Origin of the sequence: Paenibacillus sp. FSL R5-0517 (assembly GCF_037974355.1) — a bacterium.
Taxonomy (GTDB): Bacteria; Bacillota; Bacilli; order Paenibacillales; family Paenibacillaceae; genus Paenibacillus.
Genome location: NZ_CP150235.1, coordinates 3,422,953 through 3,442,875, shown reverse-complemented (window position 1 = coordinate 3,442,875; position 19,923 = coordinate 3,422,953). Strand labels below are relative to the sequence as shown.

Below are 19,923 nucleotides of genomic sequence, written 5' to 3'. Positions count from 1 at the left end.
TCACGAAAAAATCATACATTTTTTGCATCCTTATTAGGATTTCTACCGTGTCATTTTTATCCGATATTGCTTAGGTGTGTCACCGGTATATTCTTTGAAAAGTTTGCAAAAGTAACCTTCATTGACAATGCCTACTTCCTCGCACAATTCCAATAAAGAATAATCCTTCACATGTAACAACTCGAGAGCGAGATTGATTTTTTTACGGTTGATGTAGCTAATCACACCTTCGTTCATTGTTTTTTTGAATAAGCTGCTAAAATACGATGGCGCTAAATTCACTTCCTCCGCAATGGCCTCCAGCGTTAAACGCTGTTTCAGGTTTTTCTCTATAAAATGAATAGCATTCATGATTTCTGCACGATGTAATCGTTGGCCTGCATGCACGTATTCAAATGTGAAGTCGCCAATATAGGCGAGCTGCTCTTGAAATGTCATATATTCCATGGGGAATTCAGCTGCTTCCATAGCCAGCTTGTTCCCTGATTTAAACTTTACGGTAATTTCTCTGTACAAGTCTCTAATCATGGGCGCCATGACGGACTTGTGGATTTTATGGTCCGAAACAAATTGCAGCAGTTCGGCAAGTGCACTGTCGAGCTCTTCCTTGGAAATCTTTCGTTTCAGCCGTATAAGAAAATCATTCACCTGCTGCTGAAAGTCTGCTTTTTTGTCATTATGGTATTGGAACCGATGCATCGGTGTTTTGACTACTTTTTCGGTATGATAATAGAAATCCTCACTTACATTTGTAGCTTCCGTGTACGCCTGTTTGATCGATTCCCATCCTCGGTGTGGACCTCCAAAAGCGACGGATACCCTTTGATTCAAATATTGATGCAAATGAGAGATGATCTGCCCTCCCAAGGATAGGCAAGCGTATTCCGTTTCCATATCACTGCGGTTATTTTCCCAGGATAAAAAGCCAATAAACCGATTATCGGACAGATCCGCAGCTACACCGCTGCCGCCACTCATCACCGTTTCTTCGATGATATTCGTAATCGCATATTTCAAGATGTTTTGATCTGCGGCAGCGTATTCGTTTCGGAAACTTTCATACGTATTCATCTCAACGATGAAGCAGCAATAGTTGGCTTGAAAGAAATGAAACTGCATACGATTGGCAAAATCCGATGCCCGATGAGAAGGAATTTCACCTCGGATCAGTTCGTTAAAAAATTGCTTACGGACTCTATATTTATTTTCAAGTACGGATACGTTTAACGAGTGAAATTCCGCTTCTTTTTTCTCAAACTCATTTAGAATTCCAGCTGCCTTATCCAATGCTCGATTCAGATCGGCTTCCCTTAGCGGAACCTTTACAATGTACTCCAATACGTTGGCTTGAATAGCTCGCTGGGCGTATTCAAAGGATGAATAGGCGGTCAAAAGTATGTACTGGGTATGGGGGAGTTCCGCCTTGAGCTGCTCAATCATGGAGATGCCGTCCATTCGCGGCATAACGATATCGGATATAACGATATCCGGCTTAAGTTTGATGATCTCCTCGATCCCATTCAGCCCATTATTTGCTTTTCCCACTAGAACAAATCGCTTATCCCTATGAGATAGCTCACTAAAAAACAATTCCAATCGTTGAATGATCAGGTCTTCATCGTCAACAATGAAGCAGGTATACTCTTTCCCCATTATGCATCTCCTTTTTGCAATTCTGCCGGGAATAATGCGCGTATGCGGGTTATTTCCTTAGGTATGCTAATGATATCCAGTCCGAATTGATCTCCGTAGTGAAGTCTTATTCGACTATGAATATTATTCAACCCGATTCTTTTTCTTTTTACTTCCTCTTCACTCGGTTCTGAGATTAAAATATGCTTTAATTGGTCGGCCGGAATTCCCTCACCTTGGTCAACAACTTCGATGATGACATAGTCTTCCTCCCTGTACGCATGAATCGTAATAGGTCCCTCAATTTCGCCTCCGTTATAACCATGGAAGATACTATTCTCCACAAGGGGCTGCAACAACATTCGGAAAACCGGAAAATCCATTAATCCTGCTTCGATATGTTCAATCAAATTGAAGTTTCGGTTATACCGAATGTTCTGGATCTCGATATAGTCCGCTACATTGCGTAATTCCTGGCGTAGGGAAACCTTCTCAGAAGCATCGTCTATCCCATACTCCAATAATGAAATGAGCGACCCGATTACCACATCGACTTTCTCTATTTGTCCAAGACGTATCACATTGCTGATCGAACCAAGCGTGTTATACAGAAAATGTGGGTTTATTTGAGACTGTAATACCTGAATTTCCAGCTTCCGCTCAAGTTCATTATGAAGCTCGGCTCGGCGAATCAGTTCAACAATTTGCTGTAACATACGATCAAATGCGCGTGAAAGATCTCCAAACTCATCGTTCCGGTTAATGGTTACTGTCGTTGTGAGGATGCCTTGTTCGACCTGTTTCATTTTTGTTTTGAGTGTATATAGTGGTTTTCTTATAAATTTGGCAACCATGAAAGAAATGAACAAACTTAACAGAAGACCTGCAGCCAGAAGCTCAATATAATAGGTTTCCAATCTGGACAAAGCTGCTTTCAAACGGGATTCATCATTAACGGAGACAATGGTCCAGTTGAATTTCTCCGTTGGTTTCTTCAAAAGAGAGACGGGAATACCATCCTTCGTATGCAGTTGAAGATTTGTTTCTGACGTATCCAAAATTTCTTCCGCTGACGTCTCCCCGATCGAAAACGTATGATCTTGAATACTCAGGGGTCCTTTATTTTCAGAAAATCCGGCAATGATCTTACCTGAGGCGGTGATCAGAGCCAGATTCATTTGTTCCTGTTTATTAATCTTGAACAAGGTTTCTTCAATGGCATTTAGATCCAGATCAACCGCAATGGCCATAGGAAACGGAGCACCGTTCAGATAACGAACCATCGTAACAGTCCAGCCGGAGTACTTTGATTTGTATGGTTCACTAACAAAGGTAGTCCTTCTATTTTTGTCAGCCGCATCATATAAAGATTCTCTTTCCGATAAAGGTTCATCGAATATTCGTGTAGGTGCACTTCCGCCCAGAATGGATAAATCGCTTTTGATCAAATAAATATTACTAACATAATTACTGTTGAGTTCATACAGTTCTCTTAATTGCTCTTTAATCACTTCGGTATGGTTAATATTGGCTTTCACCGAAGTTTCAACCGAGAAGAGGATCGTTTGGAAGGAGGAAAAGTTAACGGTGAAATACTGGTCCACCTTGTCTAATATTTGATTGGTGTAATAAATATCATTGGTTCGTATTTCTTTTTGGACATAGCGATAAGATAATTGGCTTATCAAGATGATGCAGCCCAATACAAACGCGAACACGATAAAAAACAATTTTAAAGGCAAGCTGATTCTTCTTCGCATCGATCATCTTCCTTTTAGTTCCGTTTTGTACTAAGAATAGCATATGCGAATAAAGAGAGGGGCTACGAATAGCCACTCTCTCTTTGTTTATTTTTACTTGATGAGGCCGGCGTCTTTAAATTGCTGGATGGCTGTTTCCTTATATTTCTGCATATCAAACTTGGTATCCAACGTTTGGAGGAAATTGTCCCAGTTGGAAAGAGGTTCTTTGCCCGTCATAAATTTGACCAAGCTTTCATTAATGAACCGTTGGCGGTCAGCATCCAAGGTGTCGCTCGGGTCTGGGGTCAATAAATTACCGGGTAACGTTGGCCCCACATATTGCTGATTGTTCTTGAAGGCTTCCGCTGTCTTCGGATTCTGGAAGCTGAAGTACTCCGCATCATCACCGCGCCGCGGCATTCTATAATGATCGACCCACAGGTACTTCTCTTTCATTTCCTTCGATAACTCGGAGGTTTTATTTTTGATTTTGCCATCCACCACATCCCAATGAATCCCTTTGATTCCGTATGCAAAATTCGGATAGGCTTCTTCATCCGTAAAGAGATAATTCAGCATGGACAAGATGCGAATGATTTTGTCCTCGTCCGCTTTTGCAGATATGGCCCATGAATTGCCCTGGAACGATTTTCTCTCTACAATCTGATCGCCGTAAGGACCTTTCATCGGAGGAATAACGATCCATTCCGGCACCTCTCCACTAATTTCTTTCATTTTCTGTTGATAATCCGGTTCCAGCCTGCGGGCATCTCTGATCATGAAGCCAACTTTACCCTTAAACATCTTTTGATCCAACAGATCAGGTGAATTCATCGTCACCCAATCCGGATCTACGACTTTGGCTGCCATCATTTTGTTAATGTAGGCAAGTGCCTCTTTCATTTTGGGATCGATAAACAGGAATACCGGTTCATTATCTTTTATCTCAACGGCCGAAGGAGGATTAACGCCAAACATCCACATCAGGCTATCAAAGCCGTAGGTTTGCAGATTGCCTTCTTTATTCATACCGCCGATGAATCCGTACGTATCGTTTTTGCCATTCCCGTCCGGATCTTTCTCTGTAAAGGCTTTCATAACTTCGAACAACTCGTCAGGTGTCGTTGGCACATCCATATTCAACTTTTTCAGCCAATCGTTACGGATGAAGTAGCTACGACTGATACCGTTTACATTATCATAGCCTGGAACTCCGATCGTTTTCCCTTGATAGGACATCGCCTCCCAGGAGTCATTGCCAAACCGTTTCTGTAATTCAGGAAACTGATCCAGATAAGGGGTCAAATCCGCAAGCACGCCTTGGTCGTAATATTGTGCAAGATCAGCACGACTCTTCAAGAAGATCAAGTCTGGAATATCCCCGCCTGCAATGAGCGTGTTCAGTTTGGTTGTTGCTTGACCCGCTTGAGGAATCATCATATCCAAGTCGATGTTCATCTCTTCTTCCAACATTTGGCGTTGAATATCTTCATCCCGTGGAGGTACTGGAGCAGCAGCATTGAACGTACCTTGGTTAAACATGGAGATCTTCATTTTGGTTGCAAACTGGCCAGACTGGTCTTGCACATTACTCGAGGTTGTCGATGTAACTTCTTCATTTCCCCCACAACCCGACAATAGCGTTCCAAGTCCTAAGATTGCCGACATAATAGCAAATGAAATCTTTTTACGCTGCATATTGACCTCTCCTTTGTTTGTATATTATCACGGTTTGCCCGTAATAAGTTAGGTTGGAACACCTTTTAACCTTTAACGGATCCCAGGAGCACACCTTTGGTAAAATGCTTTTGCAAAAATGGATAAACGATCAAAATCGGGACCGTAGTCACAACAACTGTAGCCATTTGCACAGCGAACGTACTGACAGCTCCGGAATTGGCGAGCGAATCAGCGCTTTGCGTTGCGACGTTAAGCAGGATATTGCGCAAAATCACTTGAAGTGGCATGTAGTTGGAATCATTGATATATACAATGGCATCGAAATAACTGTTCCAATGCCCGACTGCGTAAAACAAGGAAATGGTTGAAAGCACGGGTAACGACAGAGGTAAAATGATCCGCCATAACGTCTGAAGCTCACTGGCACCGTCTACCCTCGCGGATTCCTCGATTTCACCAGGTAGTTGCTCAAAAAATCCTTTAATGATCACCAGATTAAATGCACTAATGAGATTGGGAATAATCAATACCCACGGACTATTTAACAATCCGAGAGAACGAATTAGTAGATAGGTCGGAATTAACCCCCCGCTGAACATCATGGTAAATACAATGAAGAGTAAAAACGGACTTCTTCCGGGCAAATATTTTTTGGATAACGGATATGCCGCGATTACTGTAAAAAATACATTTAACGCAGTGCCTACAATCGTTCGAAACAACGTAATTTTATACGCCTGCCAGATCCCGTGAGAAACGAATACTTCTTTATAGGCCAAAAAGGTAAAGGATTCGGGTATAATCACAATCCCTCTTCTTAATACTTCCGATTCTGGCGTTACGGAGACAGCAACCACATAGAGGAAGGGCAGCACACAAAGTAGGGATAACAAAATAAGCATTACATAAACGACGGTTTGCCAGACTTTTTCACCGATTGTCATATGGATCATTCTAAAGACCACCTCACCAAATTTGCCCATCGAATTTTTTGGCGAGCTTATTCGCTGCCAACACCAAAGCAAATCCGATGACAGCTTTAAACAACCCTACAGCAGTAGCCAAGCCAATCTTGAGACGCTCCAACCCTTCACGGTATACCCATGTGTCGATAATGTCGATCTTCTCCTGGTTAAACGTGTTGGCAAACATGAATATTTGGTCAAAACCCGCATCCAGGATATGGCTTAATTTTAGAATCAGCATCAGAATAATGACTCCTCGAATACCAGGTAACGTGATATGCCATAGTTGTCTCCATTTGGAAGCGCCATCCATTCGAGCCGCTTCATATAAGCTTGGATCTATTCCTGCCAAGGCGGCAAGGTACAATATTGCCCCCCATCCAATATCCTTCCATACTTCAGATAAGATGATCAGCAATCTGCCCCAGGCAGGTTCCGTTAGAAACGAGATGGGTTCAAAACCAAAATCCTTCATAATCATGTTAAAGAGACCATCACCTGGGGCTAGTAATGCCACCATAATTCCATAAACAATGACCCATGACAGAAAATGAGGCAAATAAGTGATGGTCTGTACGATTTTCTTAAACCATTGGCTATACACTTCATTGAGGAGTAAAGCAAGTACGATGGGCGCGGAGAATCCGAACAATAGCTTATACAGCGATATGATGATCGTATTTTTCATGATGTCCCAGAAATAAACGCCGTTCATAAAATCCGTAAAATTTTTGAATCCCACCCATGGGCTATCCCATAGTCCCAGAGCGAGGTTATAGTTTTTAAAAGCAATCATGATTCCCGCCATGGGAATGTATTTGAATACGGCAAAGTAAATTAAGGCTGGTAATAAGAGAGCATACATCACTTTGTGCTTTTGTATTGTCCTGATCCATGACTTTCGCTTTGGGGAGATGGGAACGGCGTCCGCTGCCAATTTTGCTTGCATTTCATCACCTCGTCTTTGTTTGTATTTGTATAATAGCACCCGTTTATCGGATAAATTTCTGAAATTTCAAGAATTTCTTATAAGATTTTAAGGAGTGTGCCAGGGTTCGTTTCAACAACTGAATCCAAGCAAGCTGGACAAGAACTTGTTCTAATAAAATAAAAAAAGCCGCTAAAATAGCGACTTTCAAATGGCGTTATATTCTTATTCCTTATTGATATGACTGGGTTTCATTAGGGGATCTATACTTCTCCCCAAAACATTTCAGTTTCATAGTCGAATGCAACAGTACCCTCTTGATTATTTTTATCAAATAAATTTCGCAGTGCTGATATCATAGGATCGTAATTTGCATGCCCTGGTGCAGGGCTATAGGAAGATGATAGCAACCTGCCTTTCAATCCTTCGAAATCGAACTCCTGACTCATTCTGAATCGCATTTCATGCATTGAACCTTCCTTGAAAAAAGAGAGCAATATCGCCTGAGAAATATTTTTATGATTAACTTTTTGGTAGTCGGTTCCATATGTATGGAGCAGTTGATTGTATTCTTCACGAAACGGAGTACCGTGTGTAAGACGTGAATTCCAGATGAGTATTACTCTCCCGCCAGGCCGTAGAATTCTGCGAAACTCGATTTGGGCTGCGGATTGATCGAACCAGTGGAATGCCTGAGCACAGACAATAAAATCAACCGACTGATCAGGTAATCCCGTAGATTCTGCAGAACCTGCTATACTCACGAATTGCGGACTACTTTTTAACGTTTGCTCGGCGGCTTCCCGCATAGCCTGATTTGGCTCGACCGCTATTACATAGCTTCCGCGTTCCAGAAGTAGTTTTGAGATGATCCCAGTACCTGAACCGATGTCTGATATGGTACTGTTCGCACGTAAACCGACGACATCGTACATATAGTCAATAGCCTCTTTTGGATAGCTCGGGCGGTATTTCAAGTACGAATCGACCCGACTCGTAAATCGTTCTCTATTGTTCATCGATCGTCACGCTCCCATCAATATTTTTCTGGTCCATGAGCTGCGCTTATCTTGGCTGTATTGATCATTGATTATATAATCCCTAATACATTCATCGGAATGGATTCCTCCTAAGTAGAAATAGCGGTGCCATATATGACTTTTTGATTGTGTCCATTACGTACATCTTCATATTGCCTTATGAAAAGAAAAGACCCCATATGGAGTCTTTTCTGTCGATGATTAACGCATCGCACAAAGCATTCGTTATAAGAGACAACTACCTTACTTCTCCGATGGGAGCGGTGTAAAGAGCAGATTGACCGGCAGGTTGCTTCCTGGCGCGGCTGAGAACAGAATCGTTACGCTCTCTCCGATTGATCCGGTGCGGTAAAGAACGCTTTGTTCACTTGAATTGGCAACGGCAACGTTGCCTTCGGCAATCGATACCAACTGGTTGTTCACCAGCGCTACTCCGGAGTACTTTCCTCCACGAGGGTTAAAGGAGATAAGCGTACGCGGTGCAACATTGGTCAGCGTGATTTTGTACAATACGCCGAAATTACCCGCGTTGGATGCATCTGTGTAGGCCATCGGATCTGTTCCTACCAGATTGGGATCGCTTGAATTGTCACCAAGTGGCAGACGGGCCGGTTTGAGTCCCACGTGCTCATCGTACTTTATGATGCGAGTCGCGTTCGGATACGTACCACGGTTATGCACTCCGTCACGATCAAGCACGGGAAGCAATGGCAACGCTTCGAACGGATCTTTATTTTCTTCCACCAGGATAACGTTATAGTCTAAGGAATAATCACTATATGCATCCGAATAGAGTGAGATGACTTGTCCTTCTTTCATCGGCGTTTTATTAAGTTCGGTCAAAATCAATTTGCTTTCCCCAGGTTGAAGGTACTCTTTCTTTTGATCCGCTCCGGTCTGAATTGACTTGAACCATTTATCAATAGACAATTTCCCGGCTACAGTAGCATACGGTGTAGGTCCAGCAAAGCCCATATTCTGCTGTTCGAATACAGCCGGATTCGGGTTGTTATTGGTTGCAATCACATACATTTTTACTCGTTTGCCTGTATTGTTCACGTGGTGAATCATGAAACGGGTCTGTCCCGAAGATGATTCTTTATACACGATGCCTTCCGTATTCACCGTTTCCGGGCTGTTACTGCGGATCAGCAAACTTGGCTCATCCATATACGTATATGGCACTTTCTCCATTGTAGTCACTTCGCCGCCGTTAAAGGTGAATTTCTGTCCTACTGGCGTGAAGAGTAAATTGAAGTCGGTAAATGAATATAAGGTCTCATTGGTTATGGTGATCACCTTGGAGTACGTGTTTGTAGCGCCATGATTATCAGTAACCGTAAGTGTTACCGTTTTTGGACCCGGTTCAAAGAAAGCAAGTGGATTGTTCTCCCACACAGCTTTGACAATATTATTTTCATCATCTGTGCTTTGGTCGGTGTATGTTATTTTTTCGCCCATTTTATATTGTTCTTTATCCGTGGCAAACATGGCTACAGGAGGAAGATTAGGAGTCATAACTTCAATGGTAATCGAGTAAGGATCACTCCATTGGCCGTTGGCATCCTGTACTTGATATGAAATCGTATATGTACCTGCTTGATCAAATGAATCCTGGCGACCTGTCCAGCGTTCGTCAACGATATCCAATCCATTGGGTGAACTGTTTGAAGTTACGTAGTCCACTGTATCGCCTGCAAAGATTTCCTTTTGGGTAATGGTGAAGCTTGCAACAGGTTTCGTATTCAGATTCAGCACAACCGTCTTGGCTGACTGATTCACTTTATAGGTGATGTTCAGGGCTTGAGTGATGGAAGTTAACGGCACCATGAACGTATTTTTTTGCTGATAAGCAGGGCCTTTCATCGTTCTGGTCTCTCCATTTACCGTGTAGTCCTTGCTGTTCGTCTTGAATCGGAGTTCATCGTCACCACTAATAATGATGGTTTCCTTGGTTTTGTTATCGTATTTGACCCCGTACCCCACACGGTCAACCAGCGCACGAATGGCAACATAGGATACACCGTTTTTGACAGCCATGGGCTGGCCAGCAAGATACGTTTTTCCATCCTGCTCCATTTTGTTGCTATTCATGTATAACGTCAGATTACCACCTGCTGCTACAGGAGACGTCCCGTCAATGGATGGTTGCTCTATTTCTGCTGGCGTAGCTGGCGTTTCAACCTTCTCAGGCACTTCCTCTTGAACCTCAGGTTTCGTGCCCGTTGCGTCAGTAGTGGCTTCTTCCCCATCCAATGCAGGTTTCTCACTATCTGTTTTGGTTGTTGCCTGATCGCCAGTCGAGGTTTTAGTTTCCTTGGCTTCAGAGGATGGAGTACTGATCGATTTGTTATTGCTCTCTGTCTTCACTTCACGCTCTGCAATTGGCTGCTCTTGTTTTAACACCTCTACGGATTCTACGTTTGCCGTGTTTACTGACGTGGTGTCACCTTGCTGTGTTGATTGCGCATTCACAGAACCAACTGCAAATGCCTGAAAAACGGCTAAAGCGGTAAAAATGGATAATTTCTTCTTCATATTCATGCGTTGTCTTTGGCTCCTTCTACTCTCTAGTAATTTATTTACAACCCCTCAAAAACTCATAGTATTAGACGCTAGATTCAGGGAAAAGTTTCTAAATCAATTGAAAATTATGGATTTTGAAAACGATCTTTCAAACTTTGGTTATAAGTTCTTGAATAAAAAGCCTCTTTTGAATAATCATCTTGATTTTGCACAACATAATCCATGTCTTTCTAGCAAACTACTGAACTATCTCACGTATGAAGCGAATATCAACAAATTAAAAGAAAACTTACGGTTAAGATGGAACCTGATAGCGAAATTGATGTGAGTCTCCGTCAACGCATAAAGTGCACCTCGTAGAATTTCATCGGATCAACCGTGGGTTAACCAATGTCCATTCTAATGGGTGCACTTCAAATAGTTTCGGACCTTATGATCTACTGCTCTTTAATTCCGTACTACAGGAATCCACATTTCACCATATACCAAACCGTTTTTCTGTCCCATTTCAACCGTTGCATTGGGTCCGCCAACATAGACGTAATCCTTTTCTGCGGGGAGGGCTTGACCAAAGGCAATGCCAGTAAGCATATTACTGAGCGCTTCTGCCGTCTCTGCTTCGCCCGTTACAACCAGGTATTCTCCCTTAGGAAATTGAATTATTCTCGTTGCTTCTGGCAGAGATTCTTCTGTCATGACGCCAGCATAATGCATCATTTTGTTATTCACCGCTTCGTTTACAGCAAAAATATAGTCATTAGTAGCCAGAGACTTTAATGTGTCCAGGCTTCCATCCTCCCTCACAGTGGACCAAAAATCCGCCTTCTCCTTGCTGATGCCAGCATAGTCTGTGTAGTCACTCTTAAGCTCTGTTCCAATTCCTAATACGATAAAGCTGTCTTTTTCTTCAAAATGATAATTACTCATTGTTACACCATCCTCTTTTAATTTTCAATTAATTTGTGTTTTCACTTGATGGGTTTATAATAACCTTAAATCATGTCAGAATATGATACTGTTTAGGGGGCCCAATGAAAAGAGTAGAACGCATTAATATCATCACGCGGTATATCAATAACCGTGCCCACTTTACCATCTCTGAAATCATGCGAGAATTTAACATTTCCCGTTCGACAGCCATTCGCGATATCAGAGAAATTGAAGCGATGGGAATGCCACTAGTCGCTGAAGTTGGGCGAGATGGCGGTTATTTTGTTATGAACAACTCCCTCCTGCCCACAGTCCGCTTTACCGATAATGAAATCAAAGCGTTATTCATTGCCTTTATGGCGACAAGAAATCAACAGCTTCCTTATCTGAAGAGTCGTCAATCTTTGGCTGAAAAATTGTTGGGCCTTATCTCAGAGAATCAGCAAGATGACCTTGTGCATCTGAATCAAATATTGCTTTTTGAGGGGACCAATCCCCATAATCCAGACTTGTTAGATCTGTCAGACCTGCCCCACCCTATCTTGGAGAAACTCATCCAAATTCTTCTTATCGAACGTTATTTGTTAGTTACTGTCCAAGAAGAGAAAAAAACAAAGTCCTATCCCATCGTGCTCTTACACCTTCATCATCAAAAAGGCCATTGGATCATTGAAGGGTTTGACTTGGAGGAAGAAAATAGACGAATCGTATCTGTCGACAACCTCATCCGTGTAGAAGCATACCCAACGAAAAACAGACGGAGTACGAAAAAGATTGTAGAACAACTAAAACGAAATGCGGAGGAAGAGGTCATCAACCTTGTTCTGGAGCTTGGCCCAAAGGCGATTGCCCAATATAAAAAGTACCATCCTTTAAAGTTTTCAATTGCCTATACGAATCCGTACCAAACTACAGCCCTTCTAAAGGCATTTATGAACGTTCATAACATAGACGAATTAACTGAAATCACCAATTGGTTGCTTTTTCTAGGCGAAGATATCAAAGTCAAGGAAGTTCCGGAGGAAGTCCTGAACGCTGTACAAGAGAGATTAAACCTATACCAGTTGAAGCAGTGAGCGCTCAGTACGAAAAACCAAAAAAAGCCGCTATGTTAGCGACTTGTAATGGAATCATATTCATTATGCCTCACGCCTCACGCCAATCCTTGGCGAGCTGTTCCTTCTATATTAAAAGTCAGCATTAGACTGGGCATGATTAGGTGTATGCTGCGAGATTTTTTTAACGAGTAGAAAATAAGTAACAATGGCAATGACACTGGTCATTAACAAAGTGAGTCCTAACGGGACGGCAGTGTCCTCACCTGCGATCCCGACCAGAGGAGCAACCAATGCACCCAGTAGAAAAGGAACAACGCCGAGCAGTGCTGCAGCACTTCCGGCCATCTTAGCTTGACTTTCCATAGCCAATGGGAATGCAGCTGTAGACGTAATACCGATTGAGCAAACGAAGAAGAACAATGGAATGACCAAAGCGAAAAGTGGACCATGAACCAAAGTTACCACCAAAGCCGCGACACTTGCTATTAAAGCAAGCCATAGCCCGGATAGTAGAAGCGTTTGCTCAGGGATACGTTTGGCCAATCGACCCACAATTTGAGAACCGATGATCAAGCTGATTCCATTCGAAGCAAACAATATAGCAAATACTGTGGGCGTAACACCATATATATTTTGGTAAATAAAAGGTGTTCCTGCTACATAAGCAAAGACCCCTGCCGTCATGATTCCCTGTGCGAGCATATAGCCAACAAACGTGCGGTCACGCAGAAGCATTCTGTAATTACCCAATTGCTGTTTGAAGTCGGGAACCATACGTCTTTCGGCCGGGTGTGTTTCTTTTAAGCTCCACTTGGTCATGATCAATAAGAAAACTCCCAGGAATGAAAGCGAGATAAACACGCCAATCCATGTCGTGAAGGAAAGAATGCCACTTCCCGCAATCGGTGCTGCCAAAGGCCCCAAATTCCCTACAAGCAACAGCAAAGAGAAAAATTTAGTGAGCTCATGTCCACTATATAGATCTCTAGCTATCGCACGGGAAATGACAATTCCTGCTGATGCGGCAAATCCTTGCGTGAAACGAAACAAAATTAATAGTCCGATATTCGGAGCAAACGCACATGCCAAGGAACAAATAATGTAGGCTGCCATGCAGATCAACAATGGTCTCCGTCTACCGTACGCATCACTCAAAGGACCCATCACGAGTTGTCCTACACCTAGTCCTAACAAACAAGCAGTAAGACTAAATTGTACAAGTGATGCCGTTGTATTCATATTTTGTGCAATCTCCGGGAAAGCCGGTAAATACATATCAATCGTAAATGGACCTAATGTAGAAAATAAACCTAGTAGTATTGCGAGTCCAAAAACATTCCAATTCGTGCTCTTCGCCATGATAAATAAAATCTCCAATTCCTCATATAATTTTGCAAGCCTAATCGGAGTATAAGACATAGAGTTAACTGTAGGTCAAGTCTTGAGGTTACTAAAACAAAAAAAGCCGCTAATTAAGCGACTTTGGATGGAAGATTATTAAATTGTGTAACACTAATTAGAACCATTCGGAGGAATATTCCGGGATTGTTTGTTTCAGACACTATGTTTTTTTCGACAAACACTAATGATCGAAGGAGATAAAGGATTGAACGGTGTTTTATCCCAGTCCGAATATTGATGTTTGATCCAATCACGGAACGTGACCCAGTGCATAATCTGGTGACTTGTATCATACGTCTGTGTACCTGATACCTTGACTGTAATTCCATCTTTATCAATAAACTCTCCCAGGTGCTTTCCTCTTCGTTGGATAAATCGGTCCTTCATTATACCGGTTATTTCTAACTCTTACATAATCGCATGTACCCGATTATGTAATTATGGATTTAAGTAGAGTATAGTAAGAGTGTTCAAAATATACTCTAGGAGGCTGCAGCCATGTCACAAAATATCTGGATTAACCTGCCGGTGAAAGACGTTGTGAAATCCACTACCTTTTTCAATGAGATTGGATTCCATGGGAAGAATGTTGGTAACGAGAGAGCCCAACTTGTCATTGGCCAAACAACGATTCTGCTGTTTCCAGATGCAGCGTTTGAGAAATTTACAGGTTCAAAAATCACAGATACTTCTCACAGCGCAGAAGTTATATTTTCCATTGGTGCTGACAGCAAAGAGGAAGTTGATGCTTTTATTCGAAAAGTAGAGATTGCCGGAGGAACCATCTTTGGCAAGCCGGGTGAAACGGATGGCTGGATGTATGGCGCAGGATTTGCCGACCTGGACGGTCACCGATGGAACCTGCTGTATATGGATGAGAGCAAAATGCCGAAGGGTAATTAAATTGTCGGTAACCTTTTTAAAATCACTGGCGTTGCAGCTTCCGATAGAATCATCATCTTGATCCTCGAACAACAAAGAATGATAACACCAACTAACCACTGTTTTAGCAGGTTGTTGTTATCATTCTTTGTTATTTTACCTATCTAATTACCACTCAGTAATCCTCGTTACTGTCTCCATTGCTTCACACACCTACTTCTCCTGCTCCTTGACCACTTGTTCGATCCCCAACAATATAAGCTTCAAGCCGAACTCGAACGCTCCGTCAGTTCCCATCACCTCAAACATACCGCTCTTATACATCCTGCTGAATATTCCAGCTTCCTTCTCACCCATGGCGTCCAGAAGGTGAATCATCTCTTCACCCTGAAGTTCCTCGTTGTCCTTAACAACAGCAGAGATATTACGCTGATGCTGGTAATTGTCCAGAACGAAGTAAAACACATAGTTCACAAGCGTGAGTACTGCCTGTAGTTTTTGTTCTTGCTCAAGTGGCGTCGATTCCATGCAGAGCAATATGCGGTTGGTGAACCGGATCATGTCCGGTTCGTGGGGTAGTGTCATCATCATGAGCTGGGTAGAACACGGGTATCGGCTGAGTACATTCCGTACAGTTATCGCAAGCCCTTCCATCTGTTCCTTCCAGTTCCCATCAGTCTGAAATTCATCCAAAATAATTTTGGATATCTGGTTGGCTAACCGCTGGTAAAGTGCCTGCTTGCTCTTGAAGTACCAATATAGAGATGGAGCCTGAATGCCCAGCTTGTCTGCCAAACGCCTCATGCTGAATTTCTCAATACCCTCTTCGCCCAAAAGCTCCCACGAGGTTTCCAAGATCTTATCTTCTGAAATCTGAGGCTGTTGTTTTTTCATCGTTATCCGCCCTTTAATCTAACAGTGTAAGTTTATGCTTTACAGGTTCATAAGTTCATGATAACATCTAACACTGTAAGGTTCAATCTAACGGTGTTAGATTGAATCAAAAATTAATGATGAAAGTAGTGATCCACATGGATGCAGAAAACCTCCATTACTTTGAAAAAGCACCAATCGCCAAAGCTGTAGCTCACTTCGCTGTCCCAATGATGCTGGGCACGTCAATGAGTGTCATCTATTCCATCTTGAATGCCTATTTCCTTGGTACATTGGGCAATACGGCCATGTTAACCGCGCTCGCCCTAACGTTGCCATTATTCGCAGTCATTATGGCGCTAGGCAACTTAATAGGCATAGGTAGCGGCACATTCATCTCTCGTTTGTTGGGTGAGAAAAAAGTGGATGATCTGAAGCATGTCTCTTCATTTGCCTTTTACAGCAGTTTAGTTCTTGGAATTATCGTACTAGCTGTTGGTCTCCCTTTGATCGGGCCTATTGTTCATGGGCTGGGGGCAACGCCCGACTCCTTCGGATTTACGAAAGAGTATGTCACAATCATGCTTATCGGTTCTCCATTTGTCATCTTGTTTTTCACGTTGGAGAATATCGTGCGCTCAGAAGGTTCAGCAATCACGTCAATGATCGGCATGATGCTCAGTGTTGTGGTGAATATTATTCTTGATGCGCTATTCATATTTGTGTTCCATTGGGGCGTGATTGGTGTCGCATCTGCAACAGTCATCTCCAACATGGTTGCAAGTGCATTCTACGCTTTCCACATCAGTTATAAGAGCCCGTTCTTAACTGTCTCCTTGAAATGGTTCAAGGTTACCAAGGAGATTGTGAGCAATGTGTTCAAAATCGGAGTTCCCGTCTTTGTTATGAGTGTTTTCTTGGGTGCCATGTCGCTTATTCTTAACCTTTTTCTTGTCGAATATGGGGATCAGGCCATTGCAGGGTATGGGATTTCATCGCGTTTGTTGCAGTTTCCTGAGTTTATTCTGATGGGTCTGTGCGAGGGAGTCGTGCCGTTGATTGCCTTCTCATTTACAGCGAACAAATTACGCATGAAACAAACCATTGGATTCACGATTAAAGCGATTCTGGCCCTGGCTGTCCTGTTCGGCGTTATCGTTTATCTGATTTCTGACCACTTGATTGGTTTATTTACGACTGATCCACAATTAATTGAAATGGGTAGCTACATTCTCCATGTGACCTTCTTATCCTTGTTTATTACAGGATTGACTTCGTTGTTTATTGGAATTTTCCAAGCTACAGCCCAAGGAACTGCCGCTTTTGTGATGTCCATCATTCAAGGAATTACGCTGATTCCTGTATTGTATATCGCAAATCAACTGAATGGATTTCATGGAGTGATCTGGTCACTTGTTATTGCGGATGCCGTCGCGTTTCTTGTAGGGGCCATCATGTTATATGCTTTGCGAACCAAATTACAGCCGGATATGGCACAATTGGTTCAGTAATTTTGCTGCTTGTATCAGAAAAAACTACGGTACCCATTTCGGTACCGCAGTTCAACAATGATCAATCTCTATTGGAGTTGTTTCATGTAAGATTTGAACTCTTCAGCAATCTCTTTATATTTCGTATGATGCAGGTAATGTGAACCTTCCATCGGGATCATCTTGCCCTGTGCAGATTGTTTCGCTTGCTCTTCGTGCAGCGGAATCCATTGTGGATTATGCTCGTTATTGGATTGAACGAATAAAAGCATTGGCATATCACGAGGGTAAGTGAGGTTTTCTCCATTTTTGAAATTGGAACCCAAGTGTTCCAGCTCATTGATCATTGTCGGATTAGTTGAGACTTGATTCGAGATCAACCTCATCTGTTCTCTGGTATGTTCATCGTATGCAAGTGAAGCATCTGAATCACCGCTTACTTTTGCAAGTACTCTCATCAGGCCTGATTGTTTAAGAAATTTCATTAAGTTCAAAGGTAATTTAACATCCATCCCAGGTTGATTCGGAACACTGCTGTCGATCCCGACAAAAGCGGAAACTTCATCCGGATACGTGTTCACATACGTCGCTGCGTATAGTCCCGTGATGGAATGGCCCATCAAAATGTAGCGGTTAATCCCAAGCTGTTGTACAGCTTCATGAACTTCACTGACGATATTCTCCGTTGTTCTCTCCGAATCGGTTTGGTCACTTAATCCATAACCGAAAGGTTCGATTGCTACAACTCTGTAATCAGAAGTTAATTCATCGATTAACAATTTGAAGTCAATCACTGGTGATGGGGTTCCTTGCCCAGGCAAAAGCACAATCGTTTGTTCACCGCTGCCTTGAATGGATACATTCATTTTTTTTCCATCGACATTAACATATTGGCCATATGATTCAATTTTCTTTTTCTCAATACCATTACTGATGGTATGAACAACAAACGTGATACCCATAAACAGCACCAGCGCGCCGACAATACCTCCAATTATTTTTAACCATAAGTTCCGTTTTTTGCGGCCCTTAGTCCCCGTTGTTGTTATATCCACTGTTTTTCCCACATCCATCTTCTCCTGTCTCTATATCTGTAGAGCCGCTCTTGCGGCATAGATATAGTGTAACCATGTAAGATGTCCCCTTCGTGACGGGAATATGAACGGAATATGAACTGCAAAAAAAGAGAACTGCTTGTTAGAGCAGTTCTCTTTAGGGTTTAGACCATTTTTAGTGGTCCAGGAATACAAGCTGAATGAAGAACAATACTGCAAAGATATAGAAGATTGGATGAACATCTTTACCTTTGCCACGAAGCAACTTGAGTACTGGATAGAAGATAAAGCCTACGCCAATCCCTGTTGCAATACTATGCGTGAGCGGAGTAAGGATGATAATCAGGAAGGCAGGAAATGCTTCTTCGAGATCATCCCATTTGATTTTGCTGATAACGTTAATCATAAAGTAGCCAACAATGATCAGTGCCGGAGAAGTGATCGCCGGAATGCTTGAAATTACACTTACGATCGGTGTGAAGAACAACGTCAGAGCAAGAAGCACACTTACCGTTACCGCCGTCAGTCCCGTTCTTCCTCCTGCAGCCACCCCTGTGCTCGACTCGATGTAAGCTGAGGTTGGGCTTGTTCCGAGCAAAGCGCCACTGGTTGTTCCTACGGCATCTGCCAATAGTGCGCCACGCGAGCGTGGAAATTTACCTTCCTTCAGCAATCCTGCTTGTTCGGCAACGCCGAGCATCGTGCCCGTCGTATCAAACAGTGTGATTAGCAGGAACGTAAATATGATTGTATACAAACCATTCGAGAATACACCTGCCAGATCCAGTTGCAAAGCCGTTGACGAGAGGCCTTGCGGCATGGATACAATGGATTCCGGCATTTGGAATAGTCCCATGATCCAGGAAAGTATCGCTGTAACCACCATGCCGATGAACAGGTAACCCTTCACTTTGTAAGCCATCAGCACAACGGTAATAATCAATCCGATAATAGTCAGATAAGCCATTGGCTCAGCCAGGTTGCCGATTGTAATCAAATTCGATTCCGAATCGGCAATAATGCCGGCATTTTGAAGACCTACCGTTGTAATAAACAATCCGATCCCTGCGGTTATGGCATGTTTTAAGCTTGCAGGAATGGCATCTAGCAACATGTAACGGAATGAAGTAAGCGATAAAATAATAAACAAAATCCCTGCGATAAATACCGCTCCCAGTGCAACCTGCCAAGACACGCCATACCCGGCAACGACGCTATATGCAAAGAATGCGTTCAGTCCCATACCCGGCGCGATGACGATGGGATAATTGGACCATATGCCCATAATCAGGGTTCCGACAATACTTGCCAGTACCGTTGCTATGAATACTCCGTTAAAGTCCATGCCCGTGCTGCTAAGTATACCTGGGTTTACGATCACTATGTATACCATTGTAAAGAATGTTGTAATCCCCGCGATAATCTCTGTGGGAATGCTCGTACCTCTTTCTTTTAGTTTGAACCAATTGTCCATGCTAAAGCCAGCCTCCAACTTTCAATTTATACTCCAAGCTAAAAACAAAAAATCCTAATCTTCATATAGGATTGTATTATTAACGCTCCCATATTCGTCGTTAGGATTAAAGATTTAACAGCTATGCTCTATACGAAACATAAAAACGAAACATAAAGATACTCATCTCTGTTTTAACCTGAAGTCCATTTCGTATTCTAATTAAAATAACATGCAATGTCAACGATTTGATGATTTGTTCACAGTT

The 19,923-nt window shown here is 42.6% G+C and carries 15 protein-coding genes; 3 read left to right on the top strand and 12 right to left on the bottom strand.

Annotated elements, in window-relative coordinates:
• Positions 1-42: 42 nt before the first annotated feature.
• The 8 genes from MKX40_RS15290 to MKX40_RS15255 form a co-directional block, all read right to left on the bottom strand.
• Positions 43-1,653: a response regulator gene (locus tag MKX40_RS15290; protein WP_339242843.1), complete on the bottom strand. Its 1,611-nt coding sequence runs from the start codon at positions 1,651-1,653 to the stop codon at positions 43-45.
• Complete coding sequence (locus MKX40_RS15285) at positions 1,653-3,392, bottom strand: histidine kinase (protein WP_339242842.1); 1,740 nt, start codon at positions 3,390-3,392, stop codon at positions 1,653-1,655. The genes MKX40_RS15290 and MKX40_RS15285 overlap by 1 nt, the downstream gene beginning before the upstream one ends.
• Positions 3,393-3,485: 93 nt before the next feature.
• The gene (locus MKX40_RS15280; protein ID WP_339242840.1) at positions 3,486-5,072 is read right to left on the bottom strand and encodes an extracellular solute-binding protein; all 1,587 of its coding nucleotides are present in this window, start codon (positions 5,070-5,072) and stop codon (positions 3,486-3,488) included.
• A gap of 65 nt (positions 5,073-5,137) precedes the next feature.
• A complete protein-coding gene (locus MKX40_RS15275) occupies positions 5,138-6,007 on the bottom strand; it encodes a carbohydrate ABC transporter permease (RefSeq protein WP_091018884.1) in 870 nt (289 codons plus the stop codon).
• A gap of 13 nt (positions 6,008-6,020) precedes the next feature.
• Positions 6,021-6,968: an ABC transporter permease subunit gene (locus MKX40_RS15270; protein ID WP_339242838.1), complete on the bottom strand. Its 948-nt coding sequence runs from the start codon at positions 6,966-6,968 to the stop codon at positions 6,021-6,023.
• 242 nt (positions 6,969-7,210) lie between these two features.
• Entirely contained in the window at positions 7,211-7,966 is a 756-nt protein-coding gene (locus tag MKX40_RS15265) for a class I SAM-dependent methyltransferase (protein ID WP_339242837.1), read from the bottom strand.
• 264 nt (positions 7,967-8,230) lie between these two features.
• Positions 8,231-10,531: a stalk domain-containing protein gene (locus MKX40_RS15260; protein ID WP_339242836.1), complete on the bottom strand. Its 2,301-nt coding sequence runs from the start codon at positions 10,529-10,531 to the stop codon at positions 8,231-8,233.
• Positions 10,532-10,960: 429 nt separating this feature from the next.
• On the bottom strand, positions 10,961-11,440 hold the full coding sequence (locus MKX40_RS15255; protein ID WP_339242834.1) for a GyrI-like domain-containing protein: 480 nt from the start codon (positions 11,438-11,440) through the stop codon (positions 10,961-10,963).
• Positions 11,441-11,544: 104 nt separating this feature from the next.
• Between MKX40_RS15255 and MKX40_RS15250 the strand changes: the two genes are divergently transcribed.
• The gene (locus MKX40_RS15250; RefSeq protein WP_339242833.1) at positions 11,545-12,519 is read left to right on the top strand and encodes an HTH domain-containing protein; all 975 of its coding nucleotides are present in this window, start codon (positions 11,545-11,547) and stop codon (positions 12,517-12,519) included.
• A 111-nt stretch (positions 12,520-12,630) separates the two neighbouring features.
• Here the strand turns inward: MKX40_RS15250 and MKX40_RS15245 are convergent, their stop codons facing one another.
• On the bottom strand, positions 12,631-13,860 hold the full coding sequence (locus MKX40_RS15245) for a multidrug effflux MFS transporter (RefSeq protein WP_339242831.1): 1,230 nt from the start codon (positions 13,858-13,860) through the stop codon (positions 12,631-12,633).
• Positions 13,861-14,400: 540 nt separating this feature from the next.
• On the opposite strand from MKX40_RS15245, the gene MKX40_RS15240 reads away from it, so the two are divergent.
• On the top strand, positions 14,401-14,805 hold the full coding sequence (locus MKX40_RS15240; protein WP_339242830.1) for a VOC family protein: 405 nt from the start codon (positions 14,401-14,403) through the stop codon (positions 14,803-14,805).
• A 192-nt stretch (positions 14,806-14,997) separates the two neighbouring features.
• Here the strand turns inward: MKX40_RS15240 and MKX40_RS15235 are convergent, their stop codons facing one another.
• Complete coding sequence (locus MKX40_RS15235) at positions 14,998-15,678, bottom strand: TetR family transcriptional regulator (RefSeq protein ID WP_339242829.1); 681 nt, start codon at positions 15,676-15,678, stop codon at positions 14,998-15,000.
• Between the two features lie 137 nt (positions 15,679-15,815).
• On the opposite strand from MKX40_RS15235, the gene MKX40_RS15230 reads away from it, so the two are divergent.
• The gene (locus MKX40_RS15230) at positions 15,816-17,168 is read left to right on the top strand and encodes an MATE family efflux transporter (protein WP_339243086.1); all 1,353 of its coding nucleotides are present in this window, start codon (positions 15,816-15,818) and stop codon (positions 17,166-17,168) included.
• Between the two features lie 68 nt (positions 17,169-17,236).
• Here MKX40_RS15230 and MKX40_RS15225 read toward each other — a convergent pair whose 3' ends face one another.
• A complete protein-coding gene (locus tag MKX40_RS15225; protein ID WP_339242827.1) occupies positions 17,237-18,220 on the bottom strand; it encodes an alpha/beta hydrolase in 984 nt (327 codons plus the stop codon).
• Between the two features lie 157 nt (positions 18,221-18,377).
• Positions 18,378-19,676: an NCS2 family permease gene (locus MKX40_RS15220; RefSeq protein ID WP_339242824.1), complete on the bottom strand. Its 1,299-nt coding sequence runs from the start codon at positions 19,674-19,676 to the stop codon at positions 18,378-18,380.
• Positions 19,677-19,923: the final 247 nt, after the last annotated feature.